Genomic DNA, 25,433 nt, shown 5'->3' with positions numbered 1-25,433 from the left:
CGTTAATAACTCAGGTGCTCGCAAATAACACGAAAGCCGTTTTCACTGATGCAGAGTTAGCAGAAGGGCATTCCCGCATGTTTTTAGCGGGGATCCACTACCCTCTTCTCCCCTGAACATAACGTCACTGGTTGTCCAATATCAGCATTCAGGCATGAGGCAATGTACACCCATTAAACCCGTGTAGCCTGCTTGCAGGTAACGCCCGTTAAAAACTCTTCACTGAAACGTCATCAATCAGACATATAAGCGTGCCAACCTGAAACTCTCAATCAGGTATTCAGTGGAGAGAAAAGTGGGACTCAGTGTGTGGCAAATTGCTTTAGTAGTTATGTTATTTCTTTTACTGTTCGGACGGGGCAAGATCCCAGCGCTGATGAGTGATCTGGCCGAAGGTATTCGTGGTTTCAAGCAGGGTATGCAAGACAAGGATGAACAAAGTGCTGTCAATAACCCGGATTCCGATATTGTCAGGACGAAGACCGACGCGACAAAAGCTCTGAGAAACGAAGAGGATTCAACGTCAGACACGGACAAACCAGCCGCAGCATCGCTGTCTAAAGAGCACACCAGCTAATATGATGATGGTTGCTCAGGTAAAGAGGCTGATATGTTTGATCTAAGCTGGATTGAGTTGCTGTTCTGTGCGGCACTGGCGTTAATTGTTATTGGACCCAGAGATCTGCCCAAATTGTTTCAGGCCGGTGGCCGACTAGTAGCCAAAAGCCGGAAAATGTATAAAGACGTGCTCGGCAATATGAAGCAACTGGAACGGGAAGTGGATATTGCCTCAGGTAACAGCAGCGAAAAACAGAACTGGCGGGAATATTTACCGGAAGAAGTGCGTCACCTGCCCGCTGACTTTATCCCCGGCTCAATGACAGCAGAGCAGCATCAGCAGCGACACCTGCAGGCATCACAGCAAGTCACACCATCAACAGGCGAGTCCCCAGAAACAGCGCAACAATGCAATACCAGTAGCAGTAGCAGTAACAATACAGCGCAAGTCGATCCTTCTCAAAAACCTGATGCACAAGGTACATCTCAGCCATGACCGAAAAGGATTTAAACCTGTCCAAAGCGCCTCTTCTTAGTCACCTTATCGAATTGCGGCGCAGACTGCTTTATTGCCTGGCTTTCTTTACGTTAATGTTTATCGCTTCGTATTTTTTTGCCAGCCAGATTTACGCATTTTTGCAACAGCCTCTGTTAGAAATTTTCGGGCCCGACAGCGGCAGAAGAATGATCTATACCGGGCTGCATGAAGCCTTCTTTACCTATCTGAAACTGTCGTTTTTCAGTGCTACTTTTTTTACCCTGCCGCTGATGCTGATCCAGATATGGCGTTTTATCGCACCAGGCCTTTACATACACGAACAGCACAGCGTTTCACTACTGCTTGTCATGACCCCGATACTCTTTGTGGCCGGGGCTGCACTGGCCTTTTATGTGGTCATGCCACTGGCCTGGGAGTTCTTTATCAGTTTTGAAAGTCCCGCCAAAGAAGCGGCTATCAGCGTCGAACTTGAGGCCAAGATCAGTGAGTATCTGGGCCTGGTAATTAAACTGATTCTTGCCTTTGGCCTGAGCTTTGAGTTACCCATTTTGCTGTTGGTGATGGCCAAAGCAGGACTGGTCTCAGCGCAGAGCCTGGCCGGTTTTCGCCGCCATGCCATTGTGGTAATTTTTCTGCTGGCGGCATTGATTACCCCGCCGGATCTGATTTCACAAATCGCCCTCGGGCTGCCGGTATTTGCCTTGTATGAGCTGTCTATTCTGCTGATTCGCTGGACCCGGTCAGACTATTCCCGGCAGAAAAACTCGCAGTCGGATCAGGCTGCCCGCTACTGAAGCTATGTCACAAAATCTTTGTAAATCTGTCAGATAAACGGCAACGAATTGTCATATTCCTCCCATAGGCTGGTCATTGTGGATCGAGGTCATTCCTGAGGTTCTCGAATGGATCCCACAATCGCCCACAATTCAATAAGAGGAATTCCAATGACCAGTAAAACAACCATGGCAGATCACAATGAGCTGCCAGCTCAACCCGCAGTTAACCGCCGTGACTTTATCAAAGGCAGCTCAGTAGTAACTGCCAGCGCAGCCTTCGCAGCCATGTCTAATCGTGCCGTGGCTGCCAGCCTGCCCTACTCAGATTCTTACGGCCCTCTGGTACCTGTAGCTGACAAGGCTACAGGTCTGGAACTGCTGGCCTTGCCACAAGGCTTTGAATACACAACCTTTGGCTGGACCGGACAGATCCAGTCTGATGGCCTGCCTACTCCCACAGATCATGACGGCATGGCAGTCGTTGGCGCCAAGGGCAATGTGATTGCGTTAGTACGTAATCACGAACTGAGCGAAGGTGAAGGCCATATGAGCAGTCCGCGGGGTGGGCGCGGTGTATACAACCCTGCTCAGTATGGTGGTACCACCAACCTGATGTTTGATGTGGTAAAAGGCACTTTTCTGTCTTCTTACAACAGCCTTGGCGGCACCATCAGAAATTGTGCTGGTGGCGCAACGCCATGGGGTACCTGGCTGTCCTGCGAAGAAACCTTCCACGGCTGGAACAATGGCCCTCAGGGCTATAACCATGGGTATATCTTCGAAGTACCCGGATTTGGCATTTCTGATGGCCAGCCAATACGCGAAATGGGTCGCTTCTCACATGAAGCCGTTGCAGTGGATCCGGCTACCGGTTACGTGTATGAAACAGAAGATGCCGGTTCATCGGCGTTTTATAAGTTTGTGCCCAATGGGGAATGGGGCAATCTCAAAGCCGGTGGCAAACTCTACGCCATGGTGCTGGACAACACCAGCCGTATCGATCTTCGCGGCGGCCTGACCGAAGGCACGGTCTGGAATGTCAGCTGGCAGCAAGTGGATGATCCTGATGCCACCTCCCAGCGCTGCTTTGATCAGGCCTCAGACGCTGCCATCATCGAACGTGGCGAGGGCTGCTGGTATGACGACGGACGTATCTACTTTGTTTCCACCTCCGGTGGCGCGGCCAACCTGGGCCAGATTTTCTGCTACGACCCACGTAAAGAAACCCTGACCATCTTGTTCGAATCTCAATCAGCCGACCAGGTAGACGGCCCCGACAACATCGCCATCAGCCCAAGAGGTAATATTCTGATGTGTGAAGATGGTGGCTCCAACCCTAAACGCCTGGTGGGCCTGACCAAAGAGGGTTCAACCTTTACCTTTGCGGAAAACATTGTGGCACTGGATCGCGGTGATCTTGCAACAATCGACGCAGTTTATCCTGGCACTATGGAGAACTTTGTTGATTCCGTGGGTGACTCCACCGATGGCAGTAACCGTCGCAGCTTCACCAGCAGAGAATGGTGTGGTGCCACCTTTTATGGTCGTTGGTTATTCGTCAACATCCAGTCACCCGGAATCACCTTTGCTATTACCGGCCCCTGGGAAAACGGCGCCCTTTAGCCACTGGACAGGAGCGGCGTCAGGCCTCTCCTCTTTTCAACTAAACATTTTATTTAGGAAATGATCATGCGTGTACTAATCATAAGTTTTGTGTTGCCTTTACTGCTCACATTCAGCCCACTCAGCCAGGCCGACATACTGTCTTTCGCCGGTGACGGGGACTATAACGGCAGCGTTACCGGCGATGACGGCTGGCGCTTCAACATGGGCAGTGGTGAAATGGATTTCTGGAACTTTACCCTTGACCAGGAAACCAGTCTGTCGGTAAACATCGTCTCTGATATCGTTTTTGGTCTTGGTCTGTATAGCGGTGAACTGCAAACGGACCCGGGTTTCATGTTTTCTAACACAGGCGATTTCAGTGGTTTGTTCGGTGAATCTATGAGTTATATTGCCGGAACTGACCCCTTTACTCCGTTCAGCGGTAACAGCCTGAGCAATATCATGCTGTCAGCCGGCTCCTACACCCTGGCTTTAGGCGGCAATGATGCGGGTTTTGATATGTTCTCGGATTTTGATTATTCGATGAATATATCAACTCAGGCAGCAGCAGTGCCAGAGCCGGCCTTGGGCGGTTTGTTCGCACTGACACTGTCAATCCTGTTAATACAGCGCAAACGGCTGCTGAACTAATTCGGTATTCTGTTGACGTGCTCAGTTATCAGTAAAAAAACGAAAGGTCTTTCTCACCGCAGAGTCGCTGAGATCGCAGAGAAGATAAATATTAAATCTCTGCGTTCTCTGCGGCTCAGCGGTATACTTTCCCTCAGCAAAAGATCACTGGATGCCCGATAACAGCGTTCGGGCACGACGATTATTAACACCCATCCCTTGCAGCCTGCTGGTAACGCAGCGGATCTGTCCGGCTGCTTCATACAGAGTAAACTCTGCGTTCTTTGCGACTCAGCGGTAAATCGTGTTTTGTGCGCTCGAAGCTAATTCAAAGGCTCGATGCAATCCAGCGGGCATACCGCAATGCAGGCCGGGCTGTCGTAGTAGCCCTCGCACTCGGTGCACAGGGCCGTATCGATTTCATAGATACTTTTCCCCATTGCTATCGCCTCATTGGGACATTCGGGCTCACACATATCACAGTTGATGCAGTCTTGGGTAATAATCAGGCTCATAGCATCACTCCTTATCACAACGAATCAAAAGACCATAGTCAGTATCAATCTCTGGCGAAAATTGCAGATAGCGGCGGTATCCCGAACCCGGTGCAATAGCTTGTGGATTGCCCTGCTGGTCAGACATACTTTGCAGCACAAACTGATGATTGCCTTTTGGCGTCATCAGCATCAGTGTATCGCCGACCTGAAAGCGGTTTTTCACCTCCACTTCCACCCATCCACTGGCAGGATCCCAGCCCAGCACTTCTCCCACAAACTGCTGTCGGTCACTTAAAGAGGCGCCCTGGTTATAATTCTGTAGCTCGGACTGAGGGATATGACGGCGCAAAAAGCCTTCGGTATAGCCGCGGGACGCCAGCCCTTCGAGCTCCCGCATCAGTGCTGTATCAAAAGGCTTACCGGCCAGTGCATCGTCTATGGCCCGGCGGTAAATCTGCGCCGTGCGGGCCACATAGTAAAATGACTTGGTTCGCCCCTCTATTTTCAGTGACTGCACGCCCGCTTCGATCAGTCTCGGCACATGTTGTATAGCACGCAGGTCTTTGGAATTAAGGATATAGGTACCATGCTCATCCTCGTACATGGGCATAGGCGCATCAGGGCGTTGTTTTTCCGTCAGCAGCACCGGTTCTGGTGCCGGGTAATGTTGTACGCCAGGGAGTGATTCATCGCTTTGAACCGGGATAAGATCGCCATTTAGCTGTTCCTGTGCACCGGTAATATCATACTGCCAGCGGCAGGCATTGTTACAGGCGCCCTGATTAGGGTCCCGTTTATCCATATAGCCGGATAACAGACAGCGGCCTGAATAGGCCATACATAAGGCACCGTGCACAAACACCTCCAACTCCATATCAGGCACTTGTGTACGAATACCTTCGATTTCCTGCAGTGAAAGCTCTCTTGATAAGATCACCCGCTCAATGCCCATCTGTTGCCAGAATTTCACCGCTGCCCAGTTCATGGTGTTGGCCTGCACCGACAGGTGCAGCCGCACATGGGCAAAGTGCTGCTTTAGCAGCCATATCACGCCCGGATCGGAGACAATAAAGGCATCGGGATTCATTTCGGCAATTGGGGCAATATCGTCGATAAAGGTGGTTAATTTAGCGTTATGGGGCGCAATATTCAGCACCACATAAAATTGCTTGCCTTGTTGATGAGCTTCGCTGATACCCAGAGCCAGGCTGTCCGGATCAAAACCATTGTTACGCACCCGCAGACTGTAACGGGGTAAACCGGCATAGACGGCATCGGCGCCATAAGCAAAGGCATAGCGCATGGCCTTCAGGCTACCGGCAGGTGAGAGTAGTTCGGGATTCATTTAAACCGTCTGTCTGTTGAAAATCACTGACGGCTATTATGCAAATCCGGGCCTGGCGGGTGTTGATCTGGCTCAATCTCCTACCCATTACGCCGGATTGTCTATGTGGCGGATAGCAGCTAGGATGCGCATTCAGGTTAACAGGAGACAAAAATGCCAGCCAAAATCGGAATTTTAACCGTCAGTGATCGCGCCAGCCGTGGTGAATATGAAGATCTGTCCGGCCCTGCCCTTATCGATACCCTCAACACTTATCTGAGCAGCGAATGGCAGCCGGTTTACCGTGTAATAGAAGACGAACAGCCATTGATTGAACAGGCATTGGCGGAACTGGTTGATAACGAAGGCTGTGCCCTGGTAGTCACCACTGGCGGCACCGGCCCGGCCAAACGGGATGTCACCCCGGAAGCCACTGAAGCGGTATGCGATCGCATGATGCCGGGTTTTGGTGAACTGATGCGCCTTGAGAGCCTGAAATATGTGCCCACGGCGATACTCTCACGCCAGACTGCTGGTTTGCGGGGTCAATCGCTGATTATTAATCTGCCCGGTAAACCCAAAGCCATACGCCAATGCCTGGATGCGGTGTTTCCGGCCGTGCCCTATTGCCTTGATCTGATGGAGGGGCCCTACCTGCTCTGCAATGAAGATGTGATTAAGCCCTTTCGGCCCAAATCCAACTAAAAAAGCAAGCCTGCGATCGTTACTCTGTGTCCGGCAACTCAAGATCCAGGGTTTCAATGGCAGACAATGCCGCCTGCAACTGGCCTTCAGCACAGAGTCCCAGCATTGCCGCCTCTTCGGCGGCCTGTCTGGCCGTCTGCAGACACAGTGCCCGAACCTGCTCTGCCCGTGAGATACTTATCCTGACTGATTTTTGCATACTGTGATTGCCTGATATCAATACGCCAGAAGCCGTCTTTTTCTGTCCCTGGCCTGGTATTGAGGTTAAGATTGCCGATTCCGTTTTAACAATAACTCACAATAGCTATGCTGCCACAACACCTGCTTAATCCCAGAGAGATTGCCAGACAAGCCGCCACCAGAGCTTATATTCCTTATAGCAATTTTGCCGTAGGGGCTGCGCTGATTCTTAATGATGGCAGCATTATCCCCGGCTGTAACGTGGAAAATGCCAGTTACGGCCTGAGCAATTGTGCCGAACGCACGGCCCTGTTCAGTGCTCTGGCTAATGGGCACAAAGCGAAGGAATTCGCCGCTATGCTGATTTATATGCCCGGAGAGACACTCTATTCTCCCTGCGGCGCCTGTCGCCAGGTGATTGCCGAGTTTTTTACCGCCCATGCAATGGTTTACGCTACCTGCGACAACGACAACTATCAAAGCTGGCGGGCTGACGAATTACTCCCGGGACTTTTTAGCCTGGAAAATTAACGGTAAACGAATAAACATACGACAAGCATATAGGGACAATGATCACCGCAGAGTCGCAGCGCACACGGGAGTTTATAGTATCATGCCCGAATGGTGTTGTCGGGCATCCCGTGCCTTTGTGTTAAGGGTGGCAGAGGTCACTGGATTCCGGCTAACAACATGCCGGAATGACGGTATCTTTTATATCTTAATGGTAAATAAAAGGGCGCTGGGCTCCCGCCAACAGCACGCGGGAGCGACGTCCGGTCATGCCCGAGTGTTGTTATCGGGCATCCAGCAGCCTTTGAATAGCCAAACTCGCCACATAAGCATTGAGTCATCAAAGGTGCCGGGTGGCTCTGTGCTGAAAAAGGTTTTTTCTGCTGTCGTTCACGACACCTGTTCTACTTCACCAATAAAGATGATTTCTTAAGGTATTCCTGCCCTTGCTTTTTGACCTTATCAAAGGCCGCATGCTCTGAACCCAGGTGCACCTCTTCAAGTGTTTCGGCGATATTATCCAGTTCCTTATCCATACGCTGCAAGGCATTTTCCAGGGTATAAGTGAGCTGGTGAATCTCTGCCATATCTTCCAGACTGAGTTCTGACTTTTCAATTATGGCTGCCAGCTTCTGATTATAGGCAGACAGATTGGCTACCGCTTGTTGCAGGTTTTCTGAAGACTCGCCTTTAAAATGATCGGGGCGTTTGTCTTCACTGGCCATAGCGCTGGCAGAGAATGTCAAAGGTAATACTAAACACAGAGATAATAATTTTTTCATGGATGACTTCCTTATTTTAGACCCACCCATCTTAATAATAACTATTTCCATTTGCAATTAATCCTTTAGGATTAGTTTTTTTAGCGCTCAGATACAGCCCCCGCAACTGCCACAGCGCCAATCGGCGGCATTAACGGCGCGGTAAAACCAACACAGATGAGCTTCATCCACAGGGATATGGTGTTGTTCAAAAACCTCCATCAGCCAGTGAATGTTCTCTTCAATCCACTGAAGTTCTGGCGTGCCCTCAATAAAGTCATCTTCGTCAGGAAATAAATAACTGAAGTTGCCATAGGTATCCATATCGTTTTCTGCCCGCTCTGACGGCAAGGTCAGCGGCAGGCCCTGATAATGGATAATCCAGTGGCCGAGACACAGGGTATGCCCCTGCGCCGACCATTTCGCAGTAAAGGGATTGTCATTGCTCATCAGATTAATAAATCATGGAGACACAATAGAAAGTAGGTCGGGATTTATCCCGACAAATTCTTCATAGCCAGACTTCATTGTCGGGTTGAAACTCTACCTACTGCATTAGAATTATCACCCTCCTGCAACCGGCTTCGCTAATGGCTGGCTCCGCTGTCGGGCTCAAGCCCGACCTACTGCATCAACGGTGAGCCGTCCAGGCCAAAGTCAAAGCCCTGGATATCGGCGGTGCTTAGCAACTGAGTGATATATTGAGCAATGGTTTTTCGCTTCACCTTGGTATCCAGGTAGTCCTGAATGTCCTTTCTAACATGCTCAAAGGGCAGCGGTTTACCCTCAACTCGCCGGACAATCTCCACCAGATGGAAACCATAACGGCTCTCCACCGGTGTACTCATCAGCCCTTCGGGTGCAGCAAAGATCTGCCGCTCAAATTCCGGTACCGTCTGGCCCTTGGTTATCTGCCCCAGATTGCCGCCCATCTGAGCAGAGGGGCAACCTGAATGGCGCGATGCCAGCTGACTAAATTCACCGGGAGTCTGAGACAACTGCTGCAGCAGCGTATCCGCCATTTCACGAGCCTCACCACGCTGCTGAATATCATCCGGATCCGCCACCAGCAATATATGCCTGACCTCAAGCAAGGGTGCAGTTCGAAACTTGTCTTCATTGGTCTGGTAAAAATGCGCACATTCCGCCTTAGTGGCACAAGGCAGATTGGCATCAGCTTCGATCAGTTGTTCTATTAGTGGTTCTTCCTGATGACTTTCCAGTGGTTTGTCCGCTGGCCAGATTTCCAGTTCTACGGCGCGCTGGCGCACTACCTCACTGATAATCAATGCCTGGGTGGCCTTGACCATAGCCCCGCGGCGGCTGTCCGAAGGGTGATACTGCATTTCCGCGCTGATTCTGTTGCCATCAATCTGGCTATGATTCACGCTGACACTGGGGATATCACTGACGATCATAAGTTACTCCGGTTTATTGCAGGTCGGGACGCGAATACAAGACAAAATTTATCCCGACACCTGATATGAACCTGTAGGTCGGGATTTATCCCGACAAACCATGCCTGACGGCAGCTTTCGCTGTTGGACTAAAGTCCAACCTACAGCCCGATTCCACTACTTCTGTCTGACGACCTGATAATTACGGTTAGCGTATTTCACCGGTACGCTCCAGATATGCACCAGGCGGCTGAAGGGGAACAGTGCAAACAAAGTCACACCCCAGAATACGTGAGCACGGTAGATCCAGTGTACGTCACCGATAAACTCAATGGCTTCGCCCGGACGGAAGGTCAGCAAGTAGCGCGACCAGCTCATCAGATTTTTCATCTCATTACCGTCCATATGGCCGGTTGAAACAAAGATTGAGGCAATGCCCAGCAACAGCTGGATATAAATCAGCAACAGAATCGCCGTATCCATGGTACTGCTCGATGCCCTCACTCTGGGGTTAAACAGGCGACGGTGGACTAAAATGGTCATACCGATAAAACACAGCACACCAAAGAAGCCACCCACCCCCATAGCAATCAGCTGTTTGGTCGGCAGGTCAATGCCCAGCCAGGTCCAGACTTCATAAGGGATCACCAGACCGGCAAAGTGCCCGGCAAAGATCATAATAATACCGATATGAAACAGGTTACTGCCGAGGCGGAAGTTCTTACTGGTCAGGATCTGACTGGAGCCTGCCTTCCAGCTGTACTGGCTTCTGTCATAGCGCAGCAGACAGCCGGCGAAAAAAATCACCGAAACGATGTAGGGGTAGATCCCAAACACCAACATATCAAAAAAGTTCATGGTCAGGCTCCTCGCGCTGCTTGAGTTGAAACAGGGGCGGCATCCATCCAGTTAACCGGCACATCCTGGTCCCGGCGCTGGGTTTCACTTGGCTTGTTCTGATTCACCGGGCAGCCGCCATTAACGGCGTCGCCACCAAAGGTCACGGCTTCTTCTTCCCAGACCTTATCCAGCTCCTTAGGTGTATGATCGGGTTTTTCCTTCTCCACCTGCGCCGCCAGCTCCTGCAGATCCAACTCGACTTCAGCTAAAGACAACAAGGCTTCCAGCAACAGATGATAATCTGACTCACGTTTTTTAAGACGCACCGCCAGCACGCCCAGTACCGGCGCAATATCACTCAGCCAGCCACTGGCGTTGTCGCCCTGAGTGGCGACAAACTCCAGAAACAGCGGCAGATAGTCCGGCAGTTCGTGGGCGTTGATGGCAAGGCCCGCGGCCTGATACTGACGTTGCAGTTCAACCATGGCCTGACCGCGATCGCGGGATTCACCATGGATATGTTCGTAAATCAGCAATGACAAGGCGCGGCCGCGCTCAAACAGGCCATCGTATTCAGATTGCCAGTCGAGCAGGTCGCCATCTAAGCGGTGCTGCACAAAGCACAGCAGCGCCTGTTGATGTTCCTGAGTCAGTTCAGATTCGCGGATCAGGGTTTCGACGGCGTCGCGGTGTTCCATCAGCTCTGGCTGCGGATAATCCAACAGCCGGGCGATCAAAGATAAAATCTGCATACCTTACTCCTTCATATCCACAGGGATGACCTGGCGCACCGACTGGCCTTTACCGCCAAACAGATCCACACCACCACTGCTGCTGCAGCCGTCACCGAAACTGAAACCACAGCCGCTTTTCATGTCGTAGGCATTTTGGGCATAGGCGGTATGACTGGTCGGAATGACGAAACGGTCTTCATAGTTAGCCAGCGCCATATAGCGGTACATCTCCTCTACCTGCCAGTCTTCCAGACCCACCTGATTCAGCACTTCGGTGTCCACCACGCCGTCCACCTGCTGCGAACGTTTAAAGGAACGCATCGCCAGCATCCGCTCCAGAGCCCGGATCACCGGTTTTTCTTCGCCGGCGGTGAGCAGGTTGGCCAGGTATTTAATCGGGATGCGCAGTGACTTAAGATCCGGGATCACCCCGTCCATACCCACACTGCCTGCTTCGGCCGCAGTCTGAATCGGTGACAGCGGCGGTACATACCAGACCATGGGCAGGGTGCGGTATTCAGGGTGCAGCGGCAGTGCCACTTTCCATTCCATGGCCATCTTGTAGACCGGCGATTGCTGTGCCGCTTCCAGCCAGTTATGCGGAATGCCTTCTTTTTTCGCCGCCTCAATCACGCGGGGATTGAAGGGGTCGAGGAAGATATCGCACTGAGCCTGATACAGGTCTTTATCATTAGGCACTGAGGCGGCCTCAGCTATCTTGTCGGCGTCGTAGAGCATCACGCCGAGATAGCGGATCCGTCCCACACAGGTTTCGGAACACACCGTGGGCTGACCGGCTTCGATACGCGGATAACAGAAAATACACTTCTCTGACTTACCGCTTTTCCAGTTGTAGTAAATTTTCTTGTAAGGGCAGCCGGATACACACATACGCCAGCCCCGGCACTTGTCCTGGTCGATCAATACAATACCGTCTTCTTCACGCTTGTAGATGGCACCACTGGGGCAGGAGGCCACACAGGCCGGGTTCAGGCAGTGCTCACATAAACGGGGCAGATACATCATAAAGGTCTTTTCAAACTGACCGTAGATATCCGCCTGGATCTGATCGAAGTTTTTATCCTTGCGACGCTTGGAAAATTCCGTACCCAGGATCTCTTCCCAGTTTGGTCCCCAGTGGATCTTTTCCATACGCTGACCGGAGATCAGCGAGCGCGGCCGGGCGATAGGCTGGTGCTTGCTCTCCCCTGCCCGGTGCAGATGCTGATAGTCAAAATCAAAGGGCTCGTAGTAATCATCAATCTCAGGCAGATCCGGGTTGGCAAAAATATTCGCCAGAATGCGGGCCTTGCCCCCCTGTTTGGGTGACAACTTGCCGTTCTTACTGCGTACCCAGCCGCCGTTCCACTTGTCCTGGTTTTCCCATTCTTTGGGGTAGCCGATGCCGGGCTTGGTTTCCACATTGTTAAACCATGCGTATTCCATGCCCTCGCGAGAGGTCCAGACGTTTTTACAGGTGACTGAACAGGTGTGGCAACCTATGCATTTGTCCAGGTTCAGCACCATGCCGATTTGTGCTCTTACCTTCATGTTATTTCTCCTGCTCATGGATGAAGTAAGCCAGGTTCAGGCCACTGTGGCCGATATGTGCGCTGACTTTCATATTACTTCTCCTGCTCATGGATGAAGTAAGCCAGGTTCAGGCCACTGTGGCCGATATGTGCGCTGACTTTCATATTACTTCTCCTGCTCATTCATCTGTGCATCAAGGGCATCGGTGCTGTCATCATCCAGCCAGTCGATTTTGCTCATCTTGCGCACTACTACAAATTCGTCGCGGTTACAGCCGACAGTGCCGTAATAATTAAAGCCATAAGACTGCTGGGCATAGCCCCCTATCATATGGGTGGGCTTCATTACCGCACGGGTCACCGAGTTGTGAATACCGCCACGGGTACCTGTGGTTTCTGAGCCGGGAATATTCACCACCCGCTCCTGAGCGTGATACATCATGCTCATGCCCTCAGGCACCCGCTGTGATACCACTGCCCTGGCGGCTATCGCGCCGTTGACGTTAAAGACTTCGATCCAGTCGTTGTCTTCGATCCCGGCAGCGGTTGCGTCGGTTTCAGACAACCACACTATGGGCCCGCCACGGGACAGGGTCAGCATCAGCAGGTTGTCTGAGTAAGTGCTGTGAATCCCCCACTTCTGGTGCGGCGTGATCCAGTTCAGTACCAGTTCCTTATTGCCATTGCCGAGTTTGTTCAGCACCGGGCGAATGGTTTTCAGGTTCACCGGTGGCTTGTACAGGCAGTGCATTTCACCGAAATCCCGCATCCATTCGTGATCCTGATAGAACTGCTGCCGCCCGGTAATGGTGCGCCAGGGGATCAATTCGTGAACATTGGTATAACCGGCGTTGTAAGACACATGCTCATCCTCAAGGCCGGACCAGGTGGGGGATGAAATGATCTTGCGCGGCTGGGCGACAATATCGCGAAAGCGAATCTTTTCTTCTTCTTTGGGCCGTGCCAGGTGGGTATGATCGATACCGGTAATGGCGCCCAGTGCTTGCCAGGCTTTAACCGCCACATGACCATTGGTCTCAGGTGCCAGTGACAGGATCACTTCGGCGGCATCGATGGCCGTTTCAATCTTAGGCCGCCCCTTATTGGCGCCCTCTTTAGTATGGCGCTGATTCAGCTCACCGAGGAAATCCACCTCGGTCTGGGTGTTCCAGTTAATGCCCTTGCCACCGTTACCCAGTTTATCCAGCAACGGCCCTAATGAGGTAAAGCGGGCGTAGGTGTTAGGGTAATCCCGTTCCACTACCACCATATTAGGCGCGGTTTTACCGGGGATAAGGTCACACTCGTCCTTCCACCAGGCCTTGATGCCAAAGGGCTGCGCCAGTTCACCTGGGCTGTCATGTTGCATGGGAATGGTCACCAGGTCTTTTTCCACACCCAGATGGCCTTCGCAGAGCTCGGAGAACTTCTTCGCCACGCCTTTGAAAATATCCCAGTCACTGCGTGACTCCCACACCGGATCCACCGCCTTGGAAAGCGGATGAATAAAGGGGTGCATATCCGAGGTATTAAGATCGTCCTTTTCATACCAGGTGGCCGTGGGCAGCACGATATCGGAATACAGGCAGGTGGTGGACATACGAAAATCCAGCGTTACCAGCAAATCGATTTTGCCCTCTGGGGCTTCGTCATTCCACTTCACGTCTTCTGGCTTCTCATCTCCCTCTTCACCCAGATCCTTACCCAGCAAGCCATGTTTGGTACCGAGTAAATGGCGCAACATATATTCATGGCCCTTGCCCGAAGAGCCGAGCAAATTAGAGCGCCAGATAAACATGTTGCGCGGATAGTTCTGCGGATTGTCAGGATCCAGACAGGCGAATTCCAGCTCGCCGGATTTAAGCTGCTGCACCGCATAATCTTTGGGATCCATGCCCTTTTCCTGGGCCTCTTTGCACAGATTGAGGGGATTGGTGCCCAGTTGCGGCGCCGAAGGCAGCCAGCCCATGCGTTCTGCACGGGTATTGTAATCAATGATGGAGCCGGTCCATTTGTCCTTATTGGTCAGCGGTGATATCACCTCCTGCATATGCAGTTTTTCGTAACGCCATTGATCCGAATGGTTGTAGAAGAATGACGTACCGTTCATATGCCGGGGCGGACGCTGCCAGTCCAGGGCAAAGGCCAGTGGTGTCCAGCCTGTTTGCGGACGCAGTTTCTCCTGCCCCACATAATGGGCCCAGCCACCACCACTCTGGCCGACACAACCACACATGATCAGCATATTGATCAGGCCACGGTAATTCATGTCCATGTTGTACCAGTGGTTCATACCGGCACCGACGATGATCATCGAGCGGCCTCTGGTCTTGGCCGCCGTGTCGGCAAACTCCCGGGCGACCTTGATCACATGCTCAGGTTTAACCCCGGTGATAGCCTGTTGCCAGGCCGGGGTATAGGGCAGATCCTGATCAAAATCTGAGGCACAGTTAGGATCCTTATAGCCGTTTTCCACCCCGTAGTTGGCCAGCGTGAGATCAAATACGCAGGCCACTTTCACTTTACTGCCATCGGCCAGTGTCAGGGTTTTCGCCGGCACTTTGCGGGGGATCACCGCCTCATGGCTGGTATGCTGGAAATAACCGTATTCGTGTTCTTTACCACCAAAATAGGGGAAGTTAACCGCTACGATGTCATCATGCTTTTCCTTAAGACTGAGGGTCAGACTGACATCTTTACCACTGTCACCGTCCTGCTGCTTCAGGTTCCACTTACCAACATTTTCTCCCTCTTCACCCCAGCGATAGCCAATGGCACCGTTAGGGGAAACCAGCTCGCCACTTTGCTCATCGACGGCAATGGTTTTCCACTCAGGATTATTCTGCTGACCGAGATTGTCGACCAGATCCGAGGCGCGCAGGAAACGTCCCTGGGTATAACCACCGTCTTCATGCTCATCCAGTATCACCAACATCGGCATATCGGTATAACGGCGCACATAGTCGGTGAAATACTCCACCTGCTTGTCCACGTAAAACTCTTTCAAGATCACATGACCGAAGGCCATCGCCAGTGCCGCATCGGTACCCTGTTTGGGTGCAAGCCACTGATCGGTAAGCTTGGCCACTTCAGAGTAATCCGGCGTGATACCTATCACCTTGGTACCCTTGTAACGCACTTCGGTCAGGAAGTGAGCATCAGGGGTGCGGGTCTGGGGCACATTGGAGCCCCAGCAGATAATATAATTGGAGTTGTACCAGTCCGCCGATTCCGGTACGTCGGTCTGTTCACCCCAGACCTGTGGCGAAGCAGGAGGCAGATCACAATACCAGTCATAGAAGCTCAGGCAGTTACCGCCGATCAGTGATAAATAGCGGGCACCGGCGGCATAAGACACCATCGACATGGCCGGGATCGGTGAAAAACCGGTGATCCTGTCCGGCCCATAGGTTTTGGCCGTGTACACATTGGATGCAGCAATAATCTCGTTAACTTCGTTCCAGTCGGCACGCACAAAACCGCCGAGACCGCGCTGTTGCTTGTACTCTTTGGCCTTCGCCGGGTCTTCTACGATAGACGCCCAGGCTAATACCGGATCCCGGTGCTTAAGCTTTGCCTGACGCCACAGCTTGACCAGACGCTTGCGCACCTTAGGATATTTGAGCCGGTTGGCGCTGTAGATATACCAGGAATAACTGGCACCGCGGGGACAGCCTCTGGGCTCGTGGTTAGGCAGATCAGGGCGAGTGCGGGGATAATCTGTCTGCTGGGTTTCCCAGGTGACCAGACCGTCCTTGACATAAATTTTCCAGCTGCAGGAGCCGGTGCAGTTAACCCCATGAGTCGAGCGCACGATCTTGTCGTGTTGCCAGCGCTGCCGGTAACCCTCTTCCCACTGTCGGTTTTCATCTGTGGTCACGCCGAGGCCGCCGGCAAACTCACCTTTGATATGTTTAAAGTATTTCAGCCTGTCCAGAAACTGACTCATGCCGGACTCCTATTTTATAATGGTTGCAGGTGTAAATGTGATACACCCCTACTGGTCATTTGGGTAACTGTTGAGGTCACTTGGGTATGTGGCCGATATTAAGGGCTTGGCATTCAGTTAAATTGATCTGTATCAACAGCGCAATGGGGCCCGAATAGGCTACACTGGAAGGCCTACCACCTTAGAGGTAGGGTCTGACAAGGGATAAAAACGTTAAAATAAGGGCTTGCAGGGTACCTGACCATGATTGATGTGGATGAAATCACTGCCACGTAATCTTAGAGGTACTCCCAAGGAACTGTCTGTATGACCAGATCCGCCCATTTTTTGGAATTATGAATGTTCAGTAAGTTAAATCGCTCTATCGTCTATCGCATCGGCCTGCTGATGTTTGCCATCAGCATGCTGGCGGTACTGAGTATGACCAGTTCGGTGTTTATCAGTGACAGTGCCGAACAGGATGCCTATGCGGTCAATGTCTCAGGTTCGATAAGGATGCAAAGCTACCGTCTGCTGAACACCATCCAGCAGAATGACGCTCAGACTGCACGCCGCGAACTGGCAGAACTGGAACGCAGGCTCTCATCCAACACCCTGACCTCAGGTACACAGGATCACACCAGTGAACTGAGCCTGGCTTATCAGAGCGTGCAACATCACTGGAACCATGAACTTAAACCGCTGTTTGAAGTAGCCATCAGTAAACCCATACCTAACACTGAAATCAGACAGGCGGTGGATCGCTTTGTACAGAAACTGGAAGTGCTGGTCAGCCAGTATCAACGCCATGCGGAACGGAATATCGCCAGAATCAGGTTGATTCAGGGACTGGCGTTACTGGCTATGGCGCTGTTGATGATCATCGCCATGTTTATTCTGAACCACTATATCAAGCACCCGCTGGCACAACTCACTCATATCGCCCGGCAAATCGGCCGTGGTGATTTTACCGGAAGGGCCAGTGACAGCGGTAAAGACGAACTCTCCCTGCTCGGCCATACCCTGAATCATATGAGCGAGGCCATCAGCCGATCTCACAGCACCATGGAGCAGCGGGTCAAAGCCAAAACGGCCGATCTGGAGCGCAGCAATGCCGCGCTGGAAATGCTCTACGACATTACCCGGGAGTTACACAGCGCCTCAGATAATCCCCCGAATTTTAAACATCTGCTGAATAAACTGGTGGCCGTCACCAGCGTAAAAGATGTGGATCTATGCCTGATGACCGTAGCCGGAAATAAGCCCTATGAACATATTCCCAGCCGCGACAAGGTTATGCCGTTGCGCTGTATCCAGCAAAGCTGTGATGATTGTCTGAATCAGACCCCGCAAACCCCTGACAGTGTCAGTTTTCCATTGGTTCACGCGGGAGAAAATTACGGGGTGCTGGTGTGTGAAATGATGCCAGGGCAAACATTGCAAAGCTGGCAGGAGCAATTATTCCGCTCAGTCTCAGAGCAAATTGCAGTCAGCCTGAGCCTGCGCAGCCAACAGGAACAGCAACGCAGACTGGTATTGATGCATGAACGTAATGTGATTGCCCGTGAGCTGCATGATTCTCTGGCGCAGGGCTTGTCTTATCTGAAGATTCAGGTAGCGAGATTACAGAAGATCCTCAGCCAGCCCGATGGCATCAATAAAGTCGAACCTGTTATTGATGAGCTGAAACTGGGGTTAAATTCCGCCTATCGTGAGCTGCGGGAGCTGTTGACCACCTTCAGGCTGAAAATGGATGGCCAGGATCTGCAAAGTGCCATGCAACAGAGTTTAGGACAATTGCAGAGTCGTACCGACAACATGCAACTGATACTGCATTTTAATGCAGGCAACATCCCCTTTTCGCCAAATGAAGAGATTCACCTGCTGCAAATAACCCGCGAAGCTTGTCAGAATGCCATTCATCACTCTCAGGGCTCCAGGGTTCATGTCTCCATTACCGCTCAGGGGGAAGACGATAAACAGGTACAACTCTGTGTTCGTGACAATGGCGTGGGGATCAGCGATCCACAAGGAAAACTAAACCACTATGGCCTGGCCATTATGATGGAACGGGCGCGCAGTCTCGGTGGACAACTGAATATCAGTCAGCCCGCTGATGGCGGCACCGAAATCAGTTTTACCTTTCGCCCGGCCTGCTTTAGTCAGACTCAGGAGCTAGAGCGCCATATAGTTTAAATAAACAAACACCAGAGCTGCCTGAAAAAGTTTCAATCAAGGCGTGGTTGCGCAGGAATAGCGACACTATTTCAAGCAGCCAGAACGAAGAGTGGGGCTTTTTCAGGCGCTTCTTTAGGGCGAGGCCCAAAAAGCACGCATCCGGCGGCAAATTTTCTTGATTTAGGCCCACTAAACCTTCAAAAATTTGCCTTGCCTGCGCGCTTTTTGAACTCTTGCTGGTGTTGTTTATTTAAACTATATGGCGCCCTACTAACCACTAATGGGTAAAAGCTACTCCCTGTAGAGAGTTGGCATCGGCCAGAGAAGGTAATACCCTGACGGACAGTAAGAGTATCCATAACTCAAGGACAGCCAGAATATGTTTAACGAAACCCCGGCAAAATTGTTGATGGTGGATGATCATCCACTGCTGCGAAAAGGCCTGATACAACTGATTGAGCTGGAAGAGGATCTTGAGGTGGTCGGCGAGGCTGGCAGCGGCCAGCAGGCCATTGAAATGGCCAGTGAACTCGACCCTGATCTGATTACGCTGGATCTGAACATGCAGGGCATGGATGGGCTGCAGACCCTTAAGGCGCTGCGCGATAACGGCGTCGATGCACGTATTATTATGCTCACCGTTTCCGATAACGACGAAGATGTGGTGGAGGCCATTCGCCTCGGCGCTGATGGATATCTGTTAAAGGATATGGAGCCGGAAGACATTATTGCCAAGATCAAGGAAGCGACACTGGGCAAGATGGTGATGAGTCCGAAACTGGCAGAGATCCTGGCAACGGCCCTCCGTCGTCCCCAGCGTCAGACCAACCGGGCGCTGGCCAGCCTCACCAGCCGCGAACTGGAAATCCTTAAACTGATCGCAAAAGGCATGAGCAATAAACTGATTGCCCGTGAATTAGACATATCAGATGGCACTGTTAAGGTACATGTTAAACATCTGCTGAAAAAACTCGACCTGCGCTCGCGTGTCGAAGCGGCGGTATGGATGGTTAACCAACAAGGTAAAAACGAATGACAGACTGCTTTACCAATGGCCTGCTGGATGTTGAACAGGCCATGGACAAAATGCTCAGTGCACTGACACCCGCCACCACCGAATCACAAAATATACATCTGGAACAGGCCTGCGGACGGATCCTCAGTGAACCGGTACGCTCAGAATTTTCTGTTCCGCCTTTTGATAACTCGGCCATGGATGGCTACGCCCTGCGGGCTGCAGACCTTAAGCAAAGCAACACCCTGAGATTAATTGGCAAAAGCTTTGCCGGTGAACCTTTTGATGGCGCCCTCGACGCCGGTCAGACTGTAAGGATTATGACAGGCGCAGTGATCCCGGACGGTGCCGATGCGGTGATGATGCAGGAAAACTGCCAGGCTGAAGGCGATAACATTACTTTTAACAGCGTCGTTAAGGCCGGTGATAATATTCGCCGCAGCGGCGAGGATATTCGCTCAGGGGACATCGTGCTTCCCCGGGGCCACAAGATCAGCCCGGTGGATATTGGTCTGCTCGCCTCACTGGGAATCGCCGAGGTGACCGTTTACCGCCCCTTGCGGGTAGCGCTTTTTTCATCCGGCGATGAACTGGTGTTGCCAGGCACCCCCCTTAAACAAGGGCAGATCTATGACAGTAATCGCGCCGCATTGCGTGCCATGCTGGAGAAAATGGATATCGAGGTAATCGATTTAGGGCTGATTCCCGACGATAAAAAACACCTTGAGGAAGCCATGCAGCGCGGGGCTCATAGCGCCGATGCGATGATTTCCTCCGGCGGCGTCTCAGTCGGCGAAGCCGATTACACCAAAGAGGTACTGGAACAACTGGGACAGGTCAGTTTCTGGAAACTGGCCATCAAGCCCGGAAAGCCCTTCGCCTTTGGTAAAGTGGATGATTGCGCCTTTTTCGGACTGCCGGGTAATCCGGTCTCGGCACTGGTCACCTTTCATCAACTGGTCACTCCGGCCCTGGCTCTGTTAGGCGGCCAAATGCCACAGCAATCACTTTTACTCAGCGCCATAAGCAGCGACAAACTGAAGAAACGCCCCGGCAGAATGGATCTACAGCGGGGAATCTGCTGGCAGGATGAAAACGGCGCACTGATGGTAAAAAGCAGCGGAAAACAGGGCTCCGGCCTGCTTACGTCGATCAGCAAGGCCAACTGCTTTATCCGCCTGCCCCGCGAAAGTGGAGACATTCAGGCCGGTGAAAGCGTACAGATCCAGCTCTTCGACGGCCTGCTTAGCAGTAAAAGCTAACTGCATTAATTCGATTCAATCACAGAGGCACAGAGAACACAGAGGATATAAAGACGTAATTTTCTTGTCTCAGCGATCTTTGCGCCTCTGCGAGATCAAATAAGTAAAAGCCCGGGATCTCGCAGAGACGCAGAGGTCGCAAAGAAAAGCATAAATCGGCTCTGTCTTTCCTTTAGTGCTTTTCGTGTTTTTCGTGGTTGAGGTTTTTCACCAGCCGCACAAAGTACTAAGTTATATCTAAGCGTCGCTGAACTATTCGAATACTGATCCTTTACTTCTCTGTGTTCTCTGTGCCTCTGTGGTGAAATACTGAAAACTGATAGGCCATTATTCAATCTGTCCCGGATTCCGCTTCACTGCATCCGGGCTACAAGCTGAAGGCTGATAACTTTATGGCAGGTAATTTGCACCATTCTATTTCCTGCATCACTGCCGGGTTTAATCCCGACCTACAATGAATTGGCCGCATACCTCTTGTGGGGAATGGCAGATTCAGTTCAGTGGTGTAAAGTGAACCATAGCAGTGCAGTGATGCCCTGAAAACGAGCTAAAAATTTATTTACCGAGCCTTTACACCTAAACCTGTTGGCAGGGTGTACTGGCCGCAAGCTTTAACTCAGGTTTAAACGCTTGCCAGGGTTGTGCAGGAAACCGCGCCGCCTCCCGACTTGGAAAGGTGAAACATGCTGGAAGATAAATTCGGACGCCGGTTCCATTACCTGCGCCTGTCCATTACCGATGTGTGCAATTTTCGCTGCACCTACTGCCTGCCCGATGGCTATCAGTGTGACGGCGACCGCGACTTTCTGAGCCGGCAGGAAATCTCAGTTTTAGTCAACGCCTTCGCTGGTCTGGGCACCAGCAAAATCCGTCTTACCGGCGGCGAACCCAGTTTACGCAAAGACTTACCCCAAATTATTGAGCAATGTGCGAGTACCCCGGGCATCGAAAAAGTGGCCATCACCAGTAATGGTTTTAAGCTGCCGCAGATGATCCAAAGCTGGGCAGATGCGGGCTTAAGTGCGCTGAATATCAGCATGGACAGTCTCGACCCGCGCCAGTTTCACGCCATCACCGGTCATAATAAACTTGAAACCGTATTGGAAGGTATTGATATGGCCCTGGATCTCGGCATTCAGGTCAAGATCAACTCGGTGCTACTCAAACCCTACAGTGACACCATGCTCAGCACCGCGCTGAACTGGCTGAAAGACAAGCCCGTGACCCTGCGCATGATTGAGCTGATGCAGACAGGTGATAATCAGCCCTTTTTTAACGACAACCATATCAGTGGCCAGCCGATCAAACAGCGCTTGCTTGATCAGGGCTGGGGGCAGATCTTAAGGGACAAATCAGCTGGCCCGGCACAGGAATTCAGTCACCCGGATTACACCGGCCGCATTGGTCTGATCATGCCCTACAGCAAGGATTTTTGTAAAAGCTGTAACCGCCTGCGGGTATCCAGCCGCGGTAAGTTGCATCTGTGTCTGTTTGCCGAACAGGGCCTGGATCTGCGTCCACTGCTACGCGAAGGCGACATGAATGCCTTGCAACAAAAGCTGGTGACCCTGCTTGGTCAAAAAGAAGCCAGCCACTGGCTGGATAAAGGCTATACCGGTGCCACACAGCACCTGGCTATGCTGGGGGGCTGATGAAGCTAAGTGCCGTGATCCTGGCGGGTGGACAATCTAGCCGAATGGGCGTCGACAAAGCCAGATTGGTTTTAGCGGGTCAAAGCCTGCTGGAGCATTGTGTAGAGCGAATCAAAGTCAGCGGCTGCGATCGCATCAGAATCAGTCGCAATCAGCCCGGGTATCTGCAGGACCGCTTTGAGAACGCCGGACCGCTGGGCGGCATTGAGGCCGCGACCCACCAATTACCAGCGGGGGAATTATTGTTGGTGGTGCCGGTGGATATGCCATTGCTTGGTCCTGAACTTTTAAGTGAACTGATCAATTACAGCCATCAACACCAGCGCAGTTGTTACTTTAATGATCGCTTTTTACCCGCCTGCTTGTTGCTGACAGAGGAACTCAAGCAGGATCTGGTCCGGCAACTGAGCTGCAATGGTGATGGCTCAGTACGTGGGTTGCTGAAGCGGGCGAATGCCCAAGCGCTGCCCTGTGACAAACAACAGCAACTGGAAAACGTGAATACACCTCAGCAGTGGCAGGCACTACTGACACAAACTGCACAACAAGCTCAGATGCTGAGCGTTGAGCATCAGGATTAACCCTGCCAGCAGCAACAAGGAAAACAGATGAGCGACAATCCCAATGCCTTGAATATCGCGGTACTGACCGTTTCCGATACCCGTGATGAGTCTAATGACACGTCAGGGCAGTATCTGGTCTCAGCCCTCGAAGAAGCCGGCCACCAACTGGCCGCCAAAGCTATTTGCAAAGATGATATCTATCAGCTTCGTGCTCAGGTATCGGCCTGGATAGCCGATGCCGGTATTCAGGTGATATTGCTGACAGGCGGCACCGGTTTTTCCGGTCGCGACTCCACCCCGGAAGCCATCAGTGTGCTGTTTGATAAGCAGGTGGAAGGGTTTGGTGAACTGTTCCGCTATCTTTCGTTTAAGGAAATAGGCACCTCCACGGTGCAATCCCGTGCATTAGCGGGCCTTGCCAACCATACCCTGATCTTCTGCATGCCCGGCTCCACTGGTGCCTGTAAGACTGCCTGGAATGGCATTATTCGTGAACAACTGGATGCTGCTCACGGCCCCTGTAACTTTGTCGGCCATCTTAAGGCTGCACCACATTGTGAGTCCCGCCAATGAGCCAGCTCAGTCACATTAATCAAAAAGGCGAAGCGGCGATGGTGGATGTTACCGACAAAGCGGTGACCAAACGCCAGGCCATGGCCGAAGGCTACATCAGTATGAGCAGCAAGACACTGGATATGATCCTCGCCGGAGAACATGCCAAAGGCGATGTGTTCAGTGTATCCCGGATTGCCGGCATTCAGGCCGCCAAACAGTGCGCCAATATAATCCCCCTGTGTCACCCGTTGATGCTGTCCAAAATCCAGGTGGATTTTGAGCCTCAGCCAGGCCAGAACCGGGTGCGTATTGTCAGTTTATGCAAACTGGCCGGTCAGACCGGAGTGGAGATGGAAGCGCTGACCGCGGTCAGTGTGGCCGCGCTGACCCTGTTCGATATGTGTAAAGCGGTAGACCCGGCCATGTGTATCGACGGCATCCGGGTACTGGAAAAACAGGGCGGAAAATCGGGCCACTGGCAGTATGATGGAGATGAGTGAGGAGTTAGGAGTTAGGAGTGAGGGGTTCCCGCAATCCGCTTCGCTCCTTGACGGGCTACAAAGCTATATCGGCGAGTAGCCTGGATGTAGCGCAGCGGAATCGGGTTGACTAGTTTACCGATTACGCTCCGGAGTAGCCTGGATGTAGCGCAGCGGAATCCGGGAAAAGAGTAAAGGGAATTTGTGAGGTGTAAGGCGGAACGAGTAAGAAAGGGATCTCGCAGAGGCGCAGAGATCTAATGATCATACCAATCCTCTGCGCCTTAGCGACTCTGCGAGAATTATGGCTTTTGATGTGCAAGGTGTGAGGACAGACGATGAAGGTGTTATTTTTTGCTCAACTAAGAGAAGTGCTGGATTGCGATACGCTGGTGGTTGAGCCTGAAGTGAACACGCTGGCAGAGCTGCGCGCGCATCTGCAACAAAAAGGCGAGCTGTGGCAGGAGTACCTGGCCGAGGGTAAAGCCCTGGCAGCGGTAAACCAGACTCTGGCCAATGACAGCACGCCGTTATCAGAAAAAGATGAAGTGGCCTTTTTCCCACCAGTTACTGGTGGGTAAAGCCTAAATATAAACCACAGAGCCACGGAGGACACAGAGGGTGAACGAGTGGAAAGTCCTCTGTGCTCTCTGTGCCTCTGTGGTGAATAAGAGTTCTTGTTTGTGGTGAGATTAAGTGGACAACCCTATGACTGAAGCCCAAAGCGAAGCTGATTTTATTGCGGTGCAAACTGACGATTTCAGTTTGGCGGCCGAGTATGAAAAACTCAGTGCCAATAACAGCTCAGATGGCGCCGTAGTCACTTTTGCCGGGCTGGTGCGGGATGTCAATCAGGGCCAGTGCATAACCAGCCTGACCCTGGAACATTACCCGGCCATGACCGAAAAAGCACTACAGGAAATCGTACGCGAAGCGCGCCTTCGCTGGCAGCTGGGTCGGGTACGGGTCATCCATCGGGTAGGCAAACTAGCGCTTAGCGAGCAGATCGTCTTTGTGGGAGTCAGTAGTCGCCATCGCGGTGATGCCTTTGCCGCCTGTGAGTTTATAATGGATTATTTAAAAACCCGCGCACCATTCTGGAAAAAAGAACAAACCGAAAATGGCGAGCATTGGGTTGAAGCCAAAACCTCTGACCAACAAAAAGCACAGCAATGGAAGTAGTATGTCTGGTGGATTAACGCCAATATTATCCTGCAATTTCTTCTGTAAGATCCAATTCATTGGACTGCAAA

The 25,433-nt window shown here is 51.9% G+C and carries 25 protein-coding genes, 1 pseudogene and 1 riboswitch; of the genes and pseudogenes, 16 read left to right on the top strand and 10 right to left on the bottom strand.

Going from position 1 to position 25,433, the window contains the following annotated elements; genetic code table 11:
* Positions 1-295 precede the first annotated feature (295 nt).
* From tatA to AT746_RS06885, 5 genes are all read left to right on the top strand, one after another.
* Positions 296-577 carry a twin-arginine translocase TatA/TatE family subunit gene (gene tatA, locus AT746_RS06905; RefSeq protein WP_062484049.1) on the top strand — a complete coding sequence of 94 codons (282 nt, stop codon included), beginning with the start codon at positions 296-298 and terminating at the stop codon, positions 575-577.
* Between the two features lie 33 nt (positions 578-610).
* Positions 611-1,054, top strand: coding sequence for a Sec-independent protein translocase subunit TatA/TatB (locus tag AT746_RS06900; protein WP_062478251.1), 444 nt, complete (start codon positions 611-613; stop codon positions 1,052-1,054).
* Entirely contained in the window at positions 1,051-1,851 is an 801-nt protein-coding gene (gene tatC, locus AT746_RS06895) for a twin-arginine translocase subunit TatC (protein WP_062478248.1), read from the top strand. Before AT746_RS06900 ends, tatC begins: the two co-directional genes overlap by 4 nt.
* A gap of 150 nt (positions 1,852-2,001) precedes the next feature.
* A complete protein-coding gene (locus AT746_RS06890; protein WP_231731033.1) occupies positions 2,002-3,456 on the top strand; it encodes a PhoX family protein in 1,455 nt (484 codons plus the stop codon).
* Positions 3,457-3,522: 66 nt separating this feature from the next.
* Positions 3,523-4,089, top strand: a complete 567-nt coding sequence (locus AT746_RS06885; RefSeq protein ID WP_156413645.1) for a hypothetical protein — start codon at positions 3,523-3,525, stop codon at positions 4,087-4,089.
* 311 nt (positions 4,090-4,400) lie between these two features.
* Here the strand turns inward: AT746_RS06885 and AT746_RS06880 are convergent.
* Positions 4,401-4,583: pseudogene (locus AT746_RS06880) on the bottom strand (YfhL family 4Fe-4S dicluster ferredoxin); the annotation flags it as partial.
* Positions 4,584-4,587: 4 nt separating this feature from the next.
* Complete coding sequence (gene yegQ / locus AT746_RS06875; RefSeq protein ID WP_062478238.1) at positions 4,588-5,910, bottom strand: tRNA 5-hydroxyuridine modification protein YegQ; 1,323 nt, start codon at positions 5,908-5,910, stop codon at positions 4,588-4,590.
* Positions 5,911-6,063: 153 nt separating this feature from the next.
* Here yegQ and mog point away from each other — a divergent pair, with 153 nt between their 5' ends.
* Entirely contained in the window at positions 6,064-6,594 is a 531-nt protein-coding gene (gene mog, locus AT746_RS06870; protein WP_062478235.1) for a molybdopterin adenylyltransferase, read from the top strand.
* Between the two features lie 19 nt (positions 6,595-6,613).
* Here mog and AT746_RS06865 read toward each other — a convergent pair whose 3' ends face one another.
* Positions 6,614-6,793, bottom strand: coding sequence for a hypothetical protein (locus AT746_RS06865; RefSeq protein ID WP_062478232.1), 180 nt, complete (start codon positions 6,791-6,793; stop codon positions 6,614-6,616).
* Between the two features lie 107 nt (positions 6,794-6,900).
* Between AT746_RS06865 and AT746_RS06860 the strand changes: the two genes are divergently transcribed.
* Entirely contained in the window at positions 6,901-7,305 is a 405-nt protein-coding gene (locus tag AT746_RS06860; RefSeq protein ID WP_062478229.1) for a cytidine deaminase, read from the top strand.
* A gap of 383 nt (positions 7,306-7,688) precedes the next feature.
* On the opposite strand, the gene AT746_RS06855 is transcribed toward AT746_RS06860, so the two are convergent.
* The 7 genes from AT746_RS06855 to AT746_RS06825 all read right to left on the bottom strand — a co-directional run bounded on the left by AT746_RS06855 (position 7,689) and on the right by AT746_RS06825 (position 16,497).
* On the bottom strand, positions 7,689-8,066 hold the full coding sequence (locus tag AT746_RS06855; protein ID WP_062478226.1) for a DUF6746 family protein: 378 nt from the start codon (positions 8,064-8,066) through the stop codon (positions 7,689-7,691).
* Between the two features lie 87 nt (positions 8,067-8,153).
* On the bottom strand, positions 8,154-8,495 hold the full coding sequence (locus AT746_RS06850) for a hypothetical protein (protein ID WP_062478223.1): 342 nt from the start codon (positions 8,493-8,495) through the stop codon (positions 8,154-8,156).
* A gap of 173 nt (positions 8,496-8,668) precedes the next feature.
* Positions 8,669-9,463: a peptidylprolyl isomerase gene (locus tag AT746_RS06845; protein WP_062478220.1), complete on the bottom strand. Its 795-nt coding sequence runs from the start codon at positions 9,461-9,463 to the stop codon at positions 8,669-8,671.
* Positions 9,464-9,619: 156 nt separating this feature from the next.
* Positions 9,620-10,300 (bottom strand): respiratory nitrate reductase subunit gamma, encoded by a 681-nt coding sequence (gene narI / locus AT746_RS06840; protein ID WP_062478217.1) that lies wholly within the window; start codon positions 10,298-10,300, stop codon positions 9,620-9,622.
* Positions 10,301-10,302: 2 nt separating this feature from the next.
* Positions 10,303-11,034, bottom strand: a complete 732-nt coding sequence (narJ, locus tag AT746_RS06835; RefSeq protein ID WP_062478214.1) for a nitrate reductase molybdenum cofactor assembly chaperone — start codon at positions 11,032-11,034, stop codon at positions 10,303-10,305.
* A 3-nt stretch (positions 11,035-11,037) separates the two neighbouring features.
* Positions 11,038-12,567: a nitrate reductase subunit beta gene (gene narH / locus AT746_RS06830; RefSeq protein ID WP_062478211.1), complete on the bottom strand. Its 1,530-nt coding sequence runs from the start codon at positions 12,565-12,567 to the stop codon at positions 11,038-11,040.
* A 147-nt stretch (positions 12,568-12,714) separates the two neighbouring features.
* Positions 12,715-16,497 carry a nitrate reductase subunit alpha gene (locus AT746_RS06825; RefSeq protein ID WP_062478208.1) on the bottom strand — a complete coding sequence of 1,261 codons (3,783 nt, stop codon included), beginning with the start codon at positions 16,495-16,497 and terminating at the stop codon, positions 12,715-12,717.
* A 339-nt stretch (positions 16,498-16,836) separates the two neighbouring features.
* On the opposite strand from AT746_RS06825, the gene AT746_RS06820 reads away from it, so the two are divergent.
* The 9 genes from AT746_RS06820 (at position 16,837) to moaE (ending at position 25,362) form a co-directional block, all read left to right on the top strand.
* On the top strand, positions 16,837-18,672 hold the full coding sequence (locus AT746_RS06820; protein WP_062478205.1) for an ATP-binding protein: 1,836 nt from the start codon (positions 16,837-16,839) through the stop codon (positions 18,670-18,672).
* Positions 18,673-19,033: 361 nt separating this feature from the next.
* Positions 19,034-19,690 carry a two-component system response regulator NarL gene (narL, locus tag AT746_RS06815; protein ID WP_062478201.1) on the top strand — a complete coding sequence of 219 codons (657 nt, stop codon included), beginning with the start codon at positions 19,034-19,036 and terminating at the stop codon, positions 19,688-19,690.
* A complete protein-coding gene (gene moeA / locus AT746_RS06810; protein ID WP_062478198.1) occupies positions 19,687-20,931 on the top strand; it encodes a molybdopterin molybdotransferase MoeA in 1,245 nt (414 codons plus the stop codon). Before narL ends, moeA begins: the two co-directional genes overlap by 4 nt.
* Positions 20,932-21,479: 548 nt before the next feature.
* A riboswitch (molybdenum cofactor riboswitch) is annotated at positions 21,480-21,626 on the top strand.
* Positions 21,615-22,583, top strand: coding sequence for a GTP 3',8-cyclase MoaA (moaA, locus tag AT746_RS06805; protein WP_062478195.1), 969 nt, complete (start codon positions 21,615-21,617; stop codon positions 22,581-22,583). It overlaps the preceding riboswitch by 12 nt.
* Positions 22,583-23,164 carry a molybdenum cofactor guanylyltransferase gene (gene mobA, locus AT746_RS06800; RefSeq protein WP_062478192.1) on the top strand — a complete coding sequence of 194 codons (582 nt, stop codon included), beginning with the start codon at positions 22,583-22,585 and terminating at the stop codon, positions 23,162-23,164. Before moaA ends, mobA begins: the two co-directional genes overlap by 1 nt.
* A gap of 27 nt (positions 23,165-23,191) precedes the next feature.
* On the top strand, positions 23,192-23,719 hold the full coding sequence (gene moaB, locus AT746_RS06795) for a molybdenum cofactor biosynthesis protein B (protein ID WP_062478189.1): 528 nt from the start codon (positions 23,192-23,194) through the stop codon (positions 23,717-23,719).
* Complete coding sequence (gene moaC, locus AT746_RS06790; RefSeq protein WP_062478186.1) at positions 23,716-24,201, top strand: cyclic pyranopterin monophosphate synthase MoaC; 486 nt, start codon at positions 23,716-23,718, stop codon at positions 24,199-24,201. The genes moaB and moaC overlap by 4 nt, the downstream gene beginning before the upstream one ends.
* 317 nt (positions 24,202-24,518) lie before the next feature.
* On the top strand, positions 24,519-24,761 hold the full coding sequence (moaD, locus tag AT746_RS06785) for a molybdopterin synthase sulfur carrier subunit (RefSeq protein ID WP_062478183.1): 243 nt from the start codon (positions 24,519-24,521) through the stop codon (positions 24,759-24,761).
* Between the two features lie 127 nt (positions 24,762-24,888).
* The gene (gene moaE / locus AT746_RS06780; RefSeq protein WP_062478180.1) at positions 24,889-25,362 is read left to right on the top strand and encodes a molybdopterin synthase catalytic subunit MoaE; all 474 of its coding nucleotides are present in this window, start codon (positions 24,889-24,891) and stop codon (positions 25,360-25,362) included.
* Positions 25,363-25,433: the final 71 nt, after the last annotated feature.

Source organism: Lacimicrobium alkaliphilum, from assembly GCF_001466725.1.
GTDB classification, from domain to species: domain Bacteria; phylum Pseudomonadota; class Gammaproteobacteria; order Enterobacterales; family Alteromonadaceae; genus Lacimicrobium; species Lacimicrobium alkaliphilum_B.
This window is presented reverse-complemented; position numbering and strand designations above follow the sequence as displayed.

Coding starts and splice junctions, on each gene's coding strand:
- AT746_RS06900 (WP_062478251.1), top strand. CDS start 611: ATGTTTGATCTAAGCTGGATTGAGTTGCTGTTCTGTGCGGCACTGGCG.
- tatC (WP_062478248.1), top strand. CDS start 1,051: ATGACCGAAAAGGATTTAAACCTGTCCAAAGCGCCTCTTCTTAGTCAC.
- AT746_RS06890 (WP_231731033.1), top strand. CDS start 2,002: ATGACCAGTAAAACAACCATGGCAGATCACAATGAGCTGCCAGCTCAA.
- AT746_RS06885 (WP_156413645.1), top strand. CDS start 3,523: ATGCGTGTACTAATCATAAGTTTTGTGTTGCCTTTACTGCTCACATTC.
- yegQ (WP_062478238.1), bottom strand. CDS start 5,910: ATGAATCCCGAACTACTCTCACCTGCCGGTAGCCTGAAGGCCATGCGC.
- mog (WP_062478235.1), top strand. CDS start 6,064: ATGCCAGCCAAAATCGGAATTTTAACCGTCAGTGATCGCGCCAGCCGT.
- AT746_RS06865 (WP_062478232.1), bottom strand. CDS start 6,793: ATGCAAAAATCAGTCAGGATAAGTATCTCACGGGCAGAGCAGGTTCGG.
- AT746_RS06860 (WP_062478229.1), top strand. CDS start 6,901: ATGCTGCCACAACACCTGCTTAATCCCAGAGAGATTGCCAGACAAGCC.
- AT746_RS06855 (WP_062478226.1), bottom strand. CDS start 8,066: ATGAAAAAATTATTATCTCTGTGTTTAGTATTACCTTTGACATTCTCT.
- AT746_RS06850 (WP_062478223.1), bottom strand. CDS start 8,495: ATGAGCAATGACAATCCCTTTACTGCGAAATGGTCGGCGCAGGGGCAT.
- AT746_RS06845 (WP_062478220.1), bottom strand. CDS start 9,463: ATGATCGTCAGTGATATCCCCAGTGTCAGCGTGAATCATAGCCAGATT.
- narI (WP_062478217.1), bottom strand. CDS start 10,300: ATGAACTTTTTTGATATGTTGGTGTTTGGGATCTACCCCTACATCGTT.
- narJ (WP_062478214.1), bottom strand. CDS start 11,034: ATGCAGATTTTATCTTTGATCGCCCGGCTGTTGGATTATCCGCAGCCA.
- narH (WP_062478211.1), bottom strand. CDS start 12,567: ATGAAGGTAAGAGCACAAATCGGCATGGTGCTGAACCTGGACAAATGC.
- AT746_RS06825 (WP_062478208.1), bottom strand. CDS start 16,497: ATGAGTCAGTTTCTGGACAGGCTGAAATACTTTAAACATATCAAAGGT.
- AT746_RS06820 (WP_062478205.1), top strand. CDS start 16,837: ATGTTCAGTAAGTTAAATCGCTCTATCGTCTATCGCATCGGCCTGCTG.
- narL (WP_062478201.1), top strand. CDS start 19,034: ATGTTTAACGAAACCCCGGCAAAATTGTTGATGGTGGATGATCATCCA.
- moeA (WP_062478198.1), top strand. CDS start 19,687: ATGACAGACTGCTTTACCAATGGCCTGCTGGATGTTGAACAGGCCATG.
- moaA (WP_062478195.1), top strand. CDS start 21,615: ATGCTGGAAGATAAATTCGGACGCCGGTTCCATTACCTGCGCCTGTCC.
- mobA (WP_062478192.1), top strand. CDS start 22,583: ATGAAGCTAAGTGCCGTGATCCTGGCGGGTGGACAATCTAGCCGAATG.
- moaB (WP_062478189.1), top strand. CDS start 23,192: ATGAGCGACAATCCCAATGCCTTGAATATCGCGGTACTGACCGTTTCC.
- moaC (WP_062478186.1), top strand. CDS start 23,716: ATGAGCCAGCTCAGTCACATTAATCAAAAAGGCGAAGCGGCGATGGTG.
- moaD (WP_062478183.1), top strand. CDS start 24,519: ATGAAGGTGTTATTTTTTGCTCAACTAAGAGAAGTGCTGGATTGCGAT.
- moaE (WP_062478180.1), top strand. CDS start 24,889: ATGACTGAAGCCCAAAGCGAAGCTGATTTTATTGCGGTGCAAACTGAC.